The 15,268-nt window shown below is 66.2% G+C and carries 8 protein-coding genes; 4 read left to right on the forward strand and 4 right to left on the reverse strand.

Annotated elements, in window-relative coordinates:
• Window positions 1-17 precede the first annotated feature (17 nt).
• Together rpoC and ACE3OG_RS00300 are read left to right on the forward strand one after the other, a co-directional pair.
• On the forward strand, window positions 18-4,235 hold the full coding sequence (gene rpoC, locus ACE3OG_RS00295; RefSeq protein ID WP_374304931.1) for a DNA-directed RNA polymerase subunit beta': 4,218 nt from the start codon (window positions 18-20) through the stop codon (window positions 4,233-4,235).
• Between the two features lie 183 nt (window positions 4,236-4,418).
• Window positions 4,419-5,189 (forward strand): L,D-transpeptidase, encoded by a 771-nt coding sequence (locus ACE3OG_RS00300; protein ID WP_374304933.1) that lies wholly within the window; start codon window positions 4,419-4,421, stop codon window positions 5,187-5,189.
• A 76-nt stretch (window positions 5,190-5,265) separates the two neighbouring features.
• Here the strand turns inward: ACE3OG_RS00300 and ACE3OG_RS00305 are convergent, their stop codons facing one another.
• From ACE3OG_RS00305 to ACE3OG_RS00315, 3 genes are all read right to left on the reverse strand, one after another.
• Window positions 5,266-6,684: a glutamate synthase subunit beta gene (locus tag ACE3OG_RS00305; RefSeq protein WP_374304935.1), complete on the reverse strand. Its 1,419-nt coding sequence runs from the start codon at window positions 6,682-6,684 to the stop codon at window positions 5,266-5,268.
• Between the two features lie 83 nt (window positions 6,685-6,767).
• Window positions 6,768-11,483 carry a glutamate synthase large subunit gene (gene gltB, locus ACE3OG_RS00310; RefSeq protein WP_374304937.1) on the reverse strand — a complete coding sequence of 1,572 codons (4,716 nt, stop codon included), beginning with the start codon at window positions 11,481-11,483 and terminating at the stop codon, window positions 6,768-6,770.
• 568 nt (window positions 11,484-12,051) lie between these two features.
• On the reverse strand, window positions 12,052-12,525 hold the full coding sequence (locus ACE3OG_RS00315) for an Hsp20 family protein (protein ID WP_374304939.1): 474 nt from the start codon (window positions 12,523-12,525) through the stop codon (window positions 12,052-12,054).
• 205 nt (window positions 12,526-12,730) lie between these two features.
• Here ACE3OG_RS00315 and ACE3OG_RS00320 point away from each other — a divergent pair, with 205 nt between their 5' ends.
• Window positions 12,731-13,732 carry an alpha/beta fold hydrolase gene (locus ACE3OG_RS00320; RefSeq protein ID WP_374304941.1) on the forward strand — a complete coding sequence of 334 codons (1,002 nt, stop codon included), beginning with the start codon at window positions 12,731-12,733 and terminating at the stop codon, window positions 13,730-13,732.
• Here ACE3OG_RS00320 and ACE3OG_RS00325 read toward each other — a convergent pair.
• Entirely contained in the window at window positions 13,729-14,343 is a 615-nt protein-coding gene (locus ACE3OG_RS00325) for a L,D-transpeptidase (protein ID WP_374304943.1), read from the reverse strand. The two genes, ACE3OG_RS00320 and ACE3OG_RS00325, sit on opposite strands and share 4 nt — an antisense overlap.
• 301 nt (window positions 14,344-14,644) lie before the next feature.
• On the opposite strand from ACE3OG_RS00325, the gene ACE3OG_RS00330 reads away from it, so the two are divergent.
• Window positions 14,645-15,265 (forward strand): hypothetical protein, encoded by a 621-nt coding sequence (locus ACE3OG_RS00330; RefSeq protein WP_374304945.1) that lies wholly within the window; start codon window positions 14,645-14,647, stop codon window positions 15,263-15,265.
• Window positions 15,266-15,268 lie beyond the last annotated feature (3 nt).

Raw genomic sequence — 15,268 nt, forward strand, 5'->3', positions numbered from 1 at the left:
CGCATCAGGAGACGGCAATGAATCAAGAGGTCATGAATCTCTTCAATCCGGTCGTGCAGCCGCAGACGTTCGACCAGATCCAGATTTCGATCGCGAGCCCGGAGAAGATTCTGTCCTGGTCCTTCGGCGAGATCAAGAAGCCGGAGACGATCAACTACCGCACGTTCAAGCCCGAGCGCGACGGCCTGTTCTGCGCGCGCATCTTCGGTCCGATCAAGGACTACGAGTGCCTGTGCGGCAAGTACAAGCGGATGAAGTACAAGGGCGTCATCTGCGAGAAGTGCGGCGTCGAGGTCACGCTGTCGCGCGTGCGCCGCGAGCGCATGGGCCACATCTCGCTCGCCGCCCCCGTCGCCCACATCTGGTTCCTGAAGTCGCTGCCCTCGCGCATCGGCCTTCTGCTCGACATGACGCTGAAGGACCTCGAGCGCATCCTCTACTTCGAATCCTACATCGTGCTCGATCCGGGCCTGACCCCGCTGAAGGACCGCCAGCTCCTCAGCGAGGAGGACTATCTGCGCGCCCAGGACGAGTACGGCCAGGACAGCTTCACCGCGATGATCGGCGCCGAGGCGATCCGCGAGATCCTGCGCAACATGGATCTGCCGGCGATCGCCGAGAAGCTCAAGATCGAGATCGCCCAGTCGACCACCGAGCTCAAGCCGAAGAAGCTCGCCAAAAGGCTCAAGATCATCGAGGCCTTCATGCATTCGGGCAACAAGCCCGAATGGATGATCCTTACCGAAGTGCCGGTGATCCCGCCGGATCTGCGCCCGCTGGTGCCGCTCGACGGCGGCCGGTTTGCGACCTCCGACCTCAACGACCTCTACCGCCGCGTCATCAACCGCAACAACCGCCTGAAGCGTCTCATCGAGCTGCGCGCGCCCGACATCATCGTGCGCAACGAGAAACGCATGCTGCAGGAGGCGGTCGACGCGCTGTTCGACAACGGCCGGCGCGGGCGCGTCATCACCGGCGCCAACAAGCGGCCGCTGAAGTCGCTCGCCGACATGCTGAAAGGCAAGCAGGGCCGCTTCCGCCAGAACCTGCTCGGCAAGCGCGTCGACTATTCCGGCCGCTCGGTCATCGTCGTCGGCCCCGACCTCAAGCTGCACCAGTGCGGCCTGCCGAAGAAGATGGCGCTCGAGCTGTTCAAGCCGTTCATCTATTCGCGCCTCGACGCCAAGGGCCTGTCGGCCACCGTCAAGCAGGCCAAGAAGCTGGTCGAGAAGGAGAAGCCGGAAGTCTGGGACATCCTCGACGAGGTGATCCGCGAGCACCCCGTCATGCTGAACCGCGCGCCGACGCTGCACCGGCTCGGCATCCAGGCGTTCGAGCCCAAGCTCATCGAGGGCAAGGCGATCCAGTTGCATCCGCTCGTCTGCGCGGCGTTCAACGCCGACTTCGACGGCGACCAGATGGCCGTGCACGTGCCGCTCTCGCTCGAGGCGCAGCTCGAGGCGCGCGTCCTCATGATGTCGACCAACAACATCCTGCATCCGGCGAACGGCCTGCCGATCATCGTGCCCTCGCAGGACATCGTGCTCGGCCTCTACTACGTCTCGCTGATGCGCGACGGCGAGCCGGGGCAGGGCATGGCCTTCGCCAACATCGGCGAGATCGAGCACGCGCTGTTCGCCAAGGCGATCACGCTGCACACCAAGATCAAGGGCCGGGCGTGGAGCTACGACGGCGAGGGCAATCGCGTGTCGAAGATCTACGACACGACGCCCGGCCGCCTGATCCTCGGCCAGCTGCTGCCGAGGCACCCGAAGATCCCGTTCGACGTCGTCAACAAGCTGATGACGAAGAAAGAGATCTCCAACATGATCGACGTCGTCTACCGCAACTGCGGCCAGAAGGAGACGGTGATCTTCTGCGACCGCATCATGGCGCTCGGCTTCCGCGAGGCGTTCAAGGCGGGCATCTCCTTCGGCAAGGACGACATGGTCGTGCCCGAGACGAAGCCGAGGATCATCGCCGACACCTCGGCGCTCGCCAAGGAGTATGAGCAGCAGTACAACGACGGCCTCATCACCCAGGGCGAGAAATACAACAAGGTCGTCGACGCCTGGGCGAAGTGCTCCGACAAGCTCGCCGAAGAAATGATGGCGCGCATCTCGTCGGTGCAGAAGGACGACGCCGGCCGCGACAAGCCGATCAACTCGATCTACATGATGAGCCACTCGGGCGCGCGCGGCTCGCCGACGCAGATGAAGCAGCTCGCCGCCATGCGCGGCCTGATGGCCAAGCCCTCGGGCGAGATCATCGAGAGCCCGATCATCTCGAACTTCAAGGAAGGCCTCACCGTGCTCGAGTACTTCAACTCGACGCACGGCGCCCGCAAGGGACTCGCCGACACGGCGCTGAAGACGGCCAACTCCGGCTATCTGACGCGCCGCCTCGTCGACGTCGCGCAGGACTCGATCATCACGCAGCAGGACTGCGGCTCGACCGGCGGCATCCGCATGCGCGCGATCATCGACGCCGGCCAGATCGTCGCCTCGCTCGCCACCCGCATCCTCGGGCGCACGGCGGCGGAGGACCTCAAGGACCTCAACGGCGAGATCATCGTGCCCGCGGGCGAGATGATCCAGGAGTGGCACATCGACCGCATCAACGCCGCCGGCATCCAGGAGGTGAAGATCCGCTCGGTGCTGACCTGCGAGGCCAAGAACGGCGTCTGCGCCACCTGCTACGGGCGCGACCTCGCGCGCGGCACGCCGGTCAACATGGGCGAGGCGGTCGGCGTCATCGCCGCGCAGTCGATCGGCGAGCCGGGCACCCAGCTCACCATGCGCACCTTCCACATCGGCGGCGCCGCGCAGATCGCCGACCAGTCCTTCATCGAGAGCAATTTCGACGGGACGATCAAGGTCCGCAACCGGCACGTGGCGCGCAACAGCGACGGCGACCTGATGGTCATGGCGCGCAACGTCGCCGTGGTCATCGAGGGGCCGGACGGGACCGAGCGCGCGGTGCACCGCGTGCAATACGGCGCCCGCCTCAAGGTCGACGAGGGCGACCGCATCCGCCGCGGCGACCGCATCGCCGAGTGGGACCCCTACACGCGTCCGATCCTCACCGAGGTCGACGGCGTGATCGGCTTCGAGGACCTCGTCGAGGGCGCCTCGATGACCGAGACGATCGACGAGGCGACGGGCATAGCCAAGCGCATGGTCATCGACTGGCGCCTCAACCAGCGCTCGGCGACGCTGAAGCCGGCCATCGTCATCAAGACGGCGGACGGCAAGATCGCCAAGCTGCAGCGCGGCGGCGAGGCGCGCTACACGCTTCCCGTCGAGTCGATCATCGGCGTCGATCCGGGCGGCGCCGTGCGCGCCGGCGACATCATCGCCCGCATCTCGATGGATTCGGCCAAGACGCGCGACATCACCGGCGGTCTGCCGCGCGTCGCCGAGCTGTTCGAGGCGCGCCGTCCCAAGGACCACGCGATCATCGCGGAGATCTCGGGCACGGTGCAGTTCGGACGCGACTACAAGAACAAGACCCGCATCGCCATCGTCCCCAGCGAGGAGGGCGCCGAGCCCGTCGAGTATCTGATCCCGAAGGGCAAGCACATCCATCTGCAGGACGGCGACGTCGTCGAGAAGGGCGACTACATCGTCGACGGCAACCCGGCCCCGCACGACATCCTGGCGATCAAGGGCGTCGAGGAGCTCGCCGCCTATCTCGTCAACGAGATCCAGGAGGTCTACCGGCTGCAGGGCGTCGCCATCAACGACAAGCACATTGAGGTGATCGTCCGCCAGATGCTGCAGAAGGTCGACGTCGTCGATCCGGGCGACACCGACTTCCTCGCCAACGAGCAGGTCGACCAGATCGAGTTCGACGAAGCCAACGCCGCCGCGGTCGAGGCCGGCGGGAAGCCCGCGACCGGCACGCCCGTCCTGCTCGGCATCACCAAGGCGTCGCTGCAGACGCGCTCCTTCATCTCCGCCGCCTCCTTCCAGGAGACGACGCGCGTGCTGACCGAAGCCTCGGTCAACGGCAAGACCGACACGCTCGAGGGGCTCAAGGAGAACGTCATCGTCGGCCGGCTGATCCCGGCCGGCACCGGCGCCGCCATGGCCAAGCTGCGCTCGGTGGCGCTGCGCCGCGACGATCTCATCGTCGCCCAGAAGGGCGAGGCGGCGCCGGCCCCGGCGCTGCTCCCCGCCGCGACGGCCGAGGAGCCCGTCCCGCAGGACGAGGTTCCGACGGCGCAGGATTGACGCGCGCCGGCGCAAGACGACGATCTGGAGCATGGCCGCCTCGCGGCCATGCTCTTTTTTTGCCCGTTTCGCGACAGTTTGAACCGGCCGGATCGCGCTCGCGCGCAGGTTCGCGGCCTTAGCCGTTTTCTCGGGCGCGCCGGCGTGGCATGCTCGCCGGCGCGCAAGTTCAGAGCCCAACTCATGAAACCACAAGATTTCGGCCCCAGGCTCGCCGGCCTCGCCCTGCTCGCCGCCGGTCTGGGCGCAGTCGCGGCGGGGCCGGCGGCCGCGCAATGGCGCGGCTATGACGGCTATCAGGCCTATCCCTACTATCCGGGCGCGCCCCTGCCGGCCTATCCGGATGCTCCGCCTCGCCCCGGCGCGCGGCCCTACGGGTCGCAGGCCTATTCGTCCGATCCCTATTACGGCGGCTATTATCCCGACGCCGAGCCGCGCGGCGAGGCCTATGCGCCCTCGGGCGGCGGCGACCGACGCTCGCACGAGCTCAGCGTCGATCCCTATCAGCGCACCGCCGCGGTCGTGCCCAATCCGACGAACGAGCCTCCGGGCACGATCGTCATCGACACGCGCTCGCGCCATCTCTATCTGGTGCAGTCCGGCGGCAAGGCGATCCAGTACGGCATCGGCGTCGGCCGCCAGGGCTTTGAGTGGAAGGGAAACGCGCGCGTCGGACGCAAGGCGGAATGGCCGCGCTGGATTCCGCCGAAGGAGATGATCGCGCGCCGTCCGGACCTGCCGGAGTCGATGGAGGGCGGGCTCGAGAATCCGCTCGGCGCCCGCGCGCTCTATCTCTATCAGGGCAACAGGGACACGCTGTTTCGCATCCATGGCACCAACGAGCCGAACACCATCGGCCAGGCGGTGTCGTCCGGCTGCATCCGCATGATGAACGCCGACGTCATGGACCTCTACGAGCGGGTCGGCGTCGGGACGCGGGTGGTGGTGCTGTAGGTCTGTTTACGCGCCGAAACGAAAAGGGCGAGCCTTGGCTCGCCCTTTTCGTGGACCATGCGCCGCCGCGACGAGCTCAGCGCGGCAAGACGCTCGAGCCCATCAGATATGCGTCGACCGACTGCGCCGCCTGACGGCCCTCGCGGATCGCCCAGACGACCAGCGACTGGCCGCGCCGCATGTCGCCGCAGGCGAACACCTTGTCGAGCGAGGTCTTGTAGCTCGTCACGTCGGCGGCGACGTTGCCGCGCGGGTCGTAGGCGACGCCGAGCCCGTCGAGCAGGCCGTCATGCGTCGGCGAGACGAAGCCCATGGCGAGCAGGACGAGGTCGGCGCGCAGCTCGAAGGCCGAGTCCGGGATCTCCTTCAGTCTGTCGTCGACCTGGGCGCAGACGATCTTCTTGACGACGCCGTCCTCGCCGTGGATCGCCTTGGTGATGACCGAGAACTCGCGCTTCGCGCCTTCCTCCTGAGACGATGAGGTGCGCAGCTTCAGCGGCCAGTTCGGCCAGGTCAGGAGCTTGTTCTCCTTCTCCGGCGGCATGGGCATGATCTCGAGCTGGGTGACCGAAAGGGCGCCTTGGCGGATCGAGGTGCCGATGCAGTCGGAGCCGGTGTCGCCGCCGCCGATGACCACGACATGCTTGGCGCCGGCGAGGATCGGCTCGTTGCTCTGCACCGGCTCGCGGCTGACGCGGCGGTTCTGCTGCGGCAGGAACTCCATGGCGAAATGGACGCCGGCGAGGTCGCGGCCGGGGATCGGCAGGTCGCGCGGCTTCTCGGCGCCGCCGGCGAGCACCACGGCGTCATGGTCCGCGATCAGGCTCGCGACGGGGAGGTCGACGCCGACGTTGACGTTGACGTGGAATTCGACGCCTTCGGCCCGCATCTGGTCGACGCGGCGGTCGATCAGGTGCTTCTCCATCTTGAAGTCGGGGATGCCGTAGCGCAGGAGCCCGCCGGGCTTGGCGTTCTTCTCGTAGACATGCACGTCGTGGCCGACGCGCGCGAGCTGCTGCGCGCAGGCGAGGCCGGCGGGGCCGGAGCCGACGACGGCGATCTTCTTGCCGGTCTTCTTCGCGGCGATCTCGGGCGGCAGCCAGCCGTTCAGCCAGGCGCGGTCGACGATGGCGCATTCGATCGTCTTGATCGTCACCGGCTGGTCGCCGAGGTTCAGCGTGCAGGAGGCCTCGCACGGCGCGGGGCAGACGCGGCCGGTGAACTCCGGGAAGTTGTTGGTCGAGTGGAGGTTGCGCGAGGCCTCCTCCCAGTCGGAATGATAGACGAGGTCGTTCCAGTCGGGGATCTGGTTGTTCACCGGGCAACCGACATGGCAGTAGGGGATGCCGCAGTTCATGCAGCGCGCGGCCTGATCCCTGGTCGCCTCCTCCGACAGCGGGATGACGAATTCGCGGTAATGGCGAATGCGGTCGGAGGCCGGCGCGTAGCGCCGGTCGCGCCGGTCGATCTCCAGGAATCCAGTCACCTTGCCCATAAAAGCCCCTTGACGGCGGTGTGTTGGCGTCGGGCGCCGGACCGCCCGGCGCGCGCTGTCTGTTTCTACGCGGCCGCGCCGGGCTACATGCCGACGGCGGCGAGCGCGCCGCGGCGCTCGAGCTTCATCTCCTCGATGGCGCGACGGTACTCGATCGGCATGACCTTGCGGAACTTGCCGCGGTATTCGCACCACTTGTCGAGGATATGCTTCGCGCGCTTCGATCCCGTGAAGTCCGCGTGACGGGAAATGAGGCGGCGCAGGCGCTCGTCGTCGAAGCGGGTCATGTCGCTCATGATCTCGACGAGGCCGTGCGAATCGAGGTCGCCCGTCTGATGGTAGGCGTCGTTCATCGCCTCCTCCTCGGCCTCGACAGGCTGCAGCTCGACCATGGCCATGTTGCAGCGCTGCGCGAAGCCGCCGTCCTCGTCAAGGACGTAGGCGACGCCGCCCGACATGCCGGCGGCGAAATTGCGTCCCGTCCGGCCGATCACCACGACGACGCCGCCGGTCATGTATTCGCAGCCATGGTCGCCGACGCCCTCGACCACCGCGGTCGCGCCGGAGTTGCGCACGGCGAAGCGCTCGCCGGCGACGCCGGAGAAGTAGCACTCGCCGCTGATCGCGCCGTAGAGCGCCGTGTTGCCGACGATGATCGCCTCCTCGGCCGGAACGCGCGACTCGGGCGCCGGCCTGATGACGATGCGCCCGCCCGACAGCCCCTTGCCGACGTAGTCGTTGCCGGTGCCGCGAAGCTCGAGCGTCACGCCGGCGGCGAGCCAGGCGCCGAAGCTCTGGCCGGCGGTGCCCTTGGCGACGACGCTGATCGTGTCGTCCGGCAGGCCGGCGTGGCCGTAGCGCTTGGCGATCTCGCCCGACAGCATGGCGCCGGTGGTGCGGTCGACGTTGCGGATCGGCGTTTCGATGACGACTTTCTCGCCCCGCTCGAGCGCCGGCGCGGCCTTCTCGATCAGGGTCCGGTCGAGCACCTTGTCGAGGCCGTGGTCCTGCCCGGTGGAGCGGCGGATCGTCTCGCCCGGCGCGGCCTCCGGCTTGTGGAACAGGCGGGTGAAATCGAGGCCGCGCGCCTTCCAGTGGGCGATCGCCTTCTGCTTGTCGAGCATCTGCATCTGCCCGATCATCTCGTCGAAGTTGCGGTAGCCCATCTGCGCCATCAGCTCGCGCACTTCCTCGGCGACGAAGAAGAAGAAGTTGATGACGTGCTCGGGCAGGCCGACGAACTTCTTGCGCAACACCGGATCCTGGGTGGCGACGCCGACCGGGCAGGTGTTGAGATGGCACTTGCGCATCATGATGCAGCCCGCCGCGATCAGCGGCGCGGTGGCGAAGCCGAACTCGTCGGCGCCGAGCAGCGCGCCGACGACGACGTCGCGGCCGGTGCGCAGCCCCCCGTCGACCTGGACGACGATGCGCGTGCGCAGGCGGTTCAGCACGAGGGTCTGCTGCGTCTCGGCGAGGCCGATCTCCCACGGGCTGCCGGCGTGCTTGATCGAGGTGAGCGGCGAAGCGCCCGTGCCGCCCTCGAAGCCGGAGATGGTCACATGGTCGGCGCGCGCCTTCGAGACGCCGGCGGCCACCGTGCCGACGCCGATCTCGGAGACGAGCTTGACCGAGACGAAGGCCGCCGGATTGACGTTCTTGAGGTCGGTGATGAGCTGGGCGAGGTCCTCGATCGAATAGATGTCATGATGCGGCGGCGGCGAGATGAGGCCCACCCCTTGCGTCGAGTGGCGCACCTTGGCGATCACCGCGTCGACCTTGTGGCCGGGCAATTGCCCGCCCTCGCCGGGCTTTGCGCCCTGCGCCATCTTGATCTGGATCATGTCGGCGTTGACGAGATATTCGGTCGTCACGCCGAAGCGGCCGGACGCCACCTGCTTGATCGCCGAGCGCATCGAATCGCCGTTCGGCAGCGGCTTGAAGCGGTCGGCCTCCTCGCCGCCCTCGCCGGTGTTCGATCTGCCGCCGATGCGGTTCATGGCGATCGCGAGCGTCGTGTGCGCCTCGCGCGAGATCGAGCCGAACGACATCGCCCCGGTCGCGAAGCGGCGCACGATCTTGGCCGCGGGCTCGACCTCCTCGAGCGGAACGGGCGCGCGGCCGTCCTCCTCCGCGCTCTTGACGCGGAACAGCGAGCGGATGGTCAGCGGATTGGCCGTCTCCTCGTTGAGGAGCTTGGCGTAGGCCTTGTAGGTCTCGGCGGCGTTGCCGCGCACCGCGTGCTGGAGCAGCGACACCGACTGCGGCGTCCAGGAATGGGTCTCGCCGCGGATGCGGAAGGCGTATTCGCCGCCGACGCTGAGCGCGTTGCGGTAGACCGGCGAGTCGCCGAAGGCGTCCTCGTGCCGGCGCACCGTCTCCTTCGCGATTTCGGGCAGGCCGACGCCGCCGATATGCGTCGCGGTGCCGGTGAAATATTTGGCGACGAATGCGTCGGAAAGGCCGACCGCGTCGAAGATCTGCGCGCCGCAATAGGACTGGTAGGTCGAGATGCCCATCTTGGACATGACCTTGAGCAGGCCCTTGCCGACCGATTTGACGAAGCGCTTGCACGCCTCGTAACCGTCGATCTCCTCGGGGAAATCGTCGGCCATGGCGGCGAGCGTCTCGAAGGCGAGATAGGGGTTGACCGCCTCCGCGCCGTAGCCCGCGAGCAGCGCGAAGTGATGCACTTCGCGCGCCTCGCCGGTCTCGACGACGAGGCCGACCGAAGTGCGCAGGCCCTTGCGGATCAGATGGTGATGCACCGCAGCCGTGGCGAGCAGCGCCGGGATCGGGATGCGGTCGGGGCCGACGAGCCGATCGGACAAGATGATGATGTTGAAGCCGCTCTTGACCGCCCGGTCGGCGCGGCCGCACAGGCGCTCGAGCGCCTCCTCGAGGCCGTCGGCGCCGAGCTCGGCCTTATAGGTGATGTCGAGCGTCTTGGTGTCGAAGCTCTCCTCGAAATGGCCGATCGAACGGATCTTCTCGAGGTCGCTGTTGCTCAGGATCGGCTGGCGCACCTCGAGCCGCTTGCGCTTGGCGGCGCCGTCATGATCGAGGATGTTCGGCCGCGGCCCGATGAACGACACGAGGCTCATCACGAGCTCCTCGCGGATCGGGTCGATCGGCGGGTTCGTCACCTGCGCGAAATTCTGCTTGAAATAGGTGTAGAGCGGCTTTGCGGCCGACGACAGCGCCGAGATCGGCGTGTCCGTGCCCATCGAGCCGACCGCCTCCTGGCCGGTGACGGCCATCGGCTCCATCAGGAGCGTGAGATCCTCCTGCGTGTAGCCGAAGGCCTGCTGGCGGTCGAGCAGCGCGACGTCGGTGCGGGTCGAGCGCGGCTCGACATGGGCGAGGTCCTCGAGGACGATCTGCGTGTTCTCGAGCCATTGCGCGTAAGGATGGGCGGCGGAGAGCGAGGTCTTGATCTCGTCGTCGGAGACGATGCGCCCCTGCTCGAGGTCGACGAGCAGCATCTTGCCGGGCTGCAGACGCCATTTGGCGACGATCTTCTCCTCGGGGATCGGCAGCACGCCGGCCTCGGAGGCGAGAACGACGAGCCCGTCGTCGGTCACGAGATAGCGCGCCGGCCGCAAGCCGTTGCGGTCGAGCGTCGCGCCGATCTGGCGTCCATCGGTGAAGCAGACGGCGGCCGGGCCGTCCCACGGCTCCATCATCGAGGCGTGATATTCGTAGAAGGCGCGCCGCTTCTCGTCCATGAGCGGATTGCCCGCCCACGCCTCGGGGATCAGCATCATCATCGCATGGGCAAGCGAATAACCGCCCTGCGCCAGAAATTCGAGGGCGTTGTCGAAGCAGGCGGTGTCGGACTGGCCCTCGTAGGAGATCGGCCAGAGCTTCGAGATGTCGTCGCCGAACAGATCGGAGGCGACGGAGGCCTGGCGCGCGGCCATCCAGTTGACGTTGCCGCGCAGCGTGTTGATCTCGCCGTTATGGGCGACGAGCCGATAGGGGTGCGTCAGCTGCCAGGTCGGGAAGGTGTTGGTCGAGAAGCGCTGGTGCACGAGGACGAGCGCCGAGGCGAAGTCATTCTCCTGCAGGTCCTTGTAATAGGGGGCGAGGCCGCCGGCGAGCAGCAGCCCCTTGTAGACCAGCGTGCGCGAGGACAGCGAGACGGGATAGAAGCCCTCGACGCGCGGATCGCTCGCGGCGAGCGCGTGAACCTTGTTCGAGATCACCTTGCGCAGCACGAAAAGGCGGCGTTCGAACTCGTTCTGGTCGGCGCAGCCCTCGCCGCGCTTGATGAAGATCTGGCGATGGCGCGGCTCGCTCGGGCGCACGCTCTCGCCAAGGCCCGAATTGTCGACCGGCGTGTCGCGCCAGCCGAGCAGGATCTGGCCTTCTTCGGCGACGACCTTCTCGATGACGTCCTCGACGATCCTGCGCCCTTCCGGGTCGCGCGGCAGGAACAGCGCGCCGACGGCGTAGTCGCCAGGCGCCGGCAGCGCGAAGCCGAGCGGGCGCGCGGCGAAGAAATCGTGCGGGATCTGCACCAGCATGCCGCAGCCGTCGCCGGCCTTGGGATCGGCGCCGACGGCGCCGCGATGGTCGATGTTGAGAAGGATCTGCAGACCCATCTCGACGATCTCGTGCGACTTCTTGTTGTGCATGTTCACGACGAAGCCGACGCCGCAGGCGTCGTGCTCGCGCGTCGGGGAGTAGAGCCCCTGCGGCGGCGGAAGCGCCGGATCCCTGACGGCGCGTCGCGACGAATCGATGTGGGAGAGGGCGGGGCTGGAGGCGGCCGGCGCGGCGGCGGGATCGGTCATCGTCTAAACCCTCTCGTTACAGGAGCGCGGGCGCGGCCGGCGGCGCCCGCCGAGCCTCGCCTCAACCCTCGCGCCGCCCTGGCGCGGACGGGTCCGCGCCGTTCGCAGGCGGGCGCCGGCGGCGCCGACGCCTGGTCTTGGGCGCGTCCGCGTCGGAAGTCCGGGAGCCAAAATCCGGGGAAGGAAGACGAACCTCGGACCAGCCGCGCAAGCGCGGCGCAGATCATCGCGACGCGCCCACGGTCTGGGCGTCGCCGGAAACGTCAGTATCGCTGTCCTATCCAAACGCGGAAATTAAGCTATTTGAAGCTGGCTAACAAGAGCCGTTCCAAAGAGCGGCGCCTGCGTTTTGAAAGATTTGCGCCGCTTTCGCTCCTCCTGCGAATTGGCCGCGCGCCAGACGCGCGGCGCGGCGGCGGGAGCGACGCGGCGTCGGACGTTTTTGACGCGTAAACGCGAGGCAAGCAAATTACGCGCCGTCGCCGCGCGACCGAAGAGCGCGCCGCACAGGCGGCCACAAAAAAGGCGCCTCTCGCGAGGCGCCTCGTTCCGTCCCCGCAGGGCCGGGTCAGGCGGCCTTCTGCGCGGGAACCTCCCGCGGCCCGGCGCCCGCGCCGCCGATCGGGATCTGGCGGGGCTTGCGCGCCTCGGGAATCTCGCGCACGAGGTCGATGTGCAGGAGGCCGTTCTCAAGGCTTGCGCTCGTCACATGCACATGCTCGGCGAGCTGGAAGCGGCGCTCGAAGGAGCGCGAGGCGATGCCGCGATAGAGCACCTCCGGCTTGGGCTCCTGCTCCTCGACCTTGGCGCCGCGCGCGCCGCGCACGCTCAGCGTGTTCTCGCGGGTTTCGACGGAGAGGTCCTGCTCGGCGAAGCCGGCGACGGCGATCGAGATGCGGTAGGAGTCCTCGCCGGTCCGCTCGATGTCGTAGGGCGGATAGCTCGGCGCGGAATCGTAGCCCGGCGCCTGGTCGAGCATGTTGAACAGCCGGTCGAAGCCGACGGTGGAGCGATAGAGAGGGGAGAGATCGTACTGACGCATTTGCATCCTCCAAAGCTGAAGCGACACTTTTGATGAAGCGGCTCGCGCGCCCGATCCTCGCTGGGACCCTTCGCCGCGCTGGCCTGCCTCGCGCGTCCGTCATGCGGCCCGCGCAAAAATGATGTAGGCGATAAGGACGGCCCTGCAAGACGGCCGCCAGGCTCCGGCCGGCGAAATTTTCAATTCGCGGCCATGCTCGGGGAGGGTGGCGATCAGCGTCGAACGATTCGAGGATCCGGGCCTTTGCCCGCCCGGCGCCCGCTTCGGGCGCATCCGCGCCGGCGAGGGGGCGGTGCTGCGCGTCGCCGTCTGGCGCGCGGAAGGCGACTGCGCCGGGACCGTCGCGGTGCTGCCCGGACGCGCCGAGTTCATCGAGAAATATTACGAGGTGGTCGCCGAGCTGCTGGCGCGCGATTTCGACGTCGCGGTCATGGATTGGCGGGGGCAGGGCGGCTCCAGCCGGCAGGCGGGCAATCCGGCCAAGGGCCACGTCGGCCATTTCTCGGCCTATCGGGCCGACCTCGAGGCGCTGCGCGCGCAGGCGCTCGAGCCTTGCCTGCGCAAGCCATATTATGCGCTCGCCCACTCCATGGGCGGGGCGATCCTGCTCGACGCGGCGCATGACGGCGCCTGCTGGTTCGAGCGCTTCGTCGCCACCGCGCCGATGATCGACCTGTGCCGGCTGCGCTATGCGCGCGGGCTGCGCGAGCTCGCGCGCAGCCTCTGCCTCTCCGGCCTCTCGACCGCCTTCGCGCCCGGCGCCGGCGGCGCGAAGCCCTATCTGAGAAAGCCGTTCGCCGGCAATCTCTTAACCTCGGACCCCGCGCGCTACGCGCGCATGGCGGCATGCGTCGCGCAGACGCCGGAGATCGCGATCGGCGCGCCGACGATCGGCTGGGTCGACGCCGCCTTCCAGCTGATGCGCCGCTTCGAGGACCCGGAATTTTCCGCCCGCATCGCGACTCCGGCGCTGATCGTCGCCGCCGGCGAGGACCGCGTCGTCGACACGCCGGCGATCGAGGCTTTCGCGAGGCGGCTGAAGGCCGGCGGCTTCGTGACGCTGCCGCATGCGCGCCACGAGATCCTGATGGAGCGCGACGCCGTGCGCAGCCAGTTCTGGGCGGCGTTCGACGCCTTCATTCCGGGGCCGGACGCCCCGCGCCCGCGCATGGAAGGCGAGCGGAAGGCGCCTTCAGATTCCGGCTAGAGGACGTTGACCGGCGCGCCGACCTTCACGCGGTCGTAGAGGTCGACGATGTCCTCGTTGAGCAGGCGGATGCAGCCCGACGACACGGCCTGGCCGATGGTGTCGGGCTCGTTCGTGCCATGGATGCGGAACATCGTGTCGCCGCGCTTGCCGTAAAGATACATCGCCCGCGCGCCGAGCGGATTGGCGACGCCGCCGGCCATATATTTCGGCAGGTCGGGACGGCGCTTGAGCATCTCGGCCGGCGGCGTCCAGCCGGGCCATTGCGCCCTGCGCCCGACATAGGCCTTGCCCTGCCAGGCGAAGCCTTCGCGGCCGACGCCGACGTCGTAGCGCATCGCCTGGCCGCCCTCGAGCGAGAGGTAGAGATAGCGGTTCTTGGTGTCGACGGTGATCGTGCCGGGCTTCTCCTCGGTCGGGTCGGGCACGAGGGCGCGGGTCGGGCGGGCGGCGCGGCCGAGCGCGGCGTCGTCGATGGAGAGGCTCGCCGTCTGCTGGCCGGCCGTCGAACGGCCTTCCGCGAGATCGGACGGGCTGTCGAACGCGAGGGCGGCCGGCGCCGCGGCGAGCGCGAAAACGGATGCTGCGAACGCGCATTTCAGGAACGACATGATCAAAATCCCCGCTCGGATCGTCGTGCTCAAGCTGCCTGCCAAGGCAACGCTGGTCCGTGCGATTTGTTCCTGATTAACCTTAAAATTTGGTTGCAGATCATGCGGGGCGTGCTATTCTATTGAATGTAATGTATTGATCTATAGCTCTGGATTAATTGCGTAAATAGATTTAAAATATTTTAATTATATAAAAAATTTGTCGCAATTATCAAATAATAAATTGCTGTTGTGCCAAAATCTACTGCATTTTATATAATTATGGATTTTAAATATTGTTCGTGTGGGGCGGAGAGATAGAATGGGTCGTATTAAAATAATGATTTTTGTAATGGCTTGTGGAATTTTATTATATTTTACACAAGCTCGGGCGGCTATGAACGTTACCCGTTCAAATTTGTGGTTTAAAGTAAGCGGATATTCTGGTTCTTTAGGATTTAGTGTCTATTCAAATGGAAATATTTTCATATCTAACGCTCAATTATCGAATAAGGATTTATCGTTGCCACCGAACGGTGCTGCTTCAGATTATATTTGGAAATTATATAATGGCGCTGCCCATAAAAGTACCGATCAGCTTGGGTCGATACTGTTGCATGCTGGAAATGCAGAGATAAATCATCAGGTAGATGAGCAAAATTCTATTTTATTGCAGGAGCTCGTGCAAGATATTGCGGCAATAGCCGGAAAGTCTGAAAGTCACACAACTGCGCTCAGAAGTTCGGTGGTTATTGGGACAAACGTATTTACATTTTTAATTTACCCAAAATCGCCAGCGTATTCAGTGACATTTCAGTTTTTTGTTCGTGATGATAATGGAATCGCAGAAACAATTCGTGAGATATACTTCGATAATACGACAGGATCGCAAACTCCAAACGGGCAGCCCATTCCCATTAATATATCTGTTGTTTCTGAATAACCG

It is taken from the genome of Methylocella sp. (genome assembly GCF_041905455.1).
Lineage (GTDB): Bacteria > Pseudomonadota > Alphaproteobacteria > Rhizobiales > Beijerinckiaceae > Methylocapsa.

Coding starts and splice junctions, on each gene's coding strand:
- rpoC (WP_374304931.1), top strand. CDS start 18: ATGAATCAAGAGGTCATGAATCTCTTCAATCCGGTCGTGCAGCCGCAG.
- ACE3OG_RS00300 (WP_374304933.1), top strand. CDS start 4,419: ATGAAACCACAAGATTTCGGCCCCAGGCTCGCCGGCCTCGCCCTGCTC.
- ACE3OG_RS00305 (WP_374304935.1), bottom strand. CDS start 6,684: ATGGGCAAGGTGACTGGATTCCTGGAGATCGACCGGCGCGACCGGCGC.
- gltB (WP_374304937.1), bottom strand. CDS start 11,483: ATGACCGATCCCGCCGCCGCGCCGGCCGCCTCCAGCCCCGCCCTCTCC.
- ACE3OG_RS00315 (WP_374304939.1), bottom strand. CDS start 12,525: ATGCGTCAGTACGATCTCTCCCCTCTCTATCGCTCCACCGTCGGCTTC.
- ACE3OG_RS00325 (WP_374304943.1), bottom strand. CDS start 14,343: ATGTCGTTCCTGAAATGCGCGTTCGCAGCATCCGTTTTCGCGCTCGCC.
- ACE3OG_RS00330 (WP_374304945.1), top strand. CDS start 14,645: ATGGGTCGTATTAAAATAATGATTTTTGTAATGGCTTGTGGAATTTTA.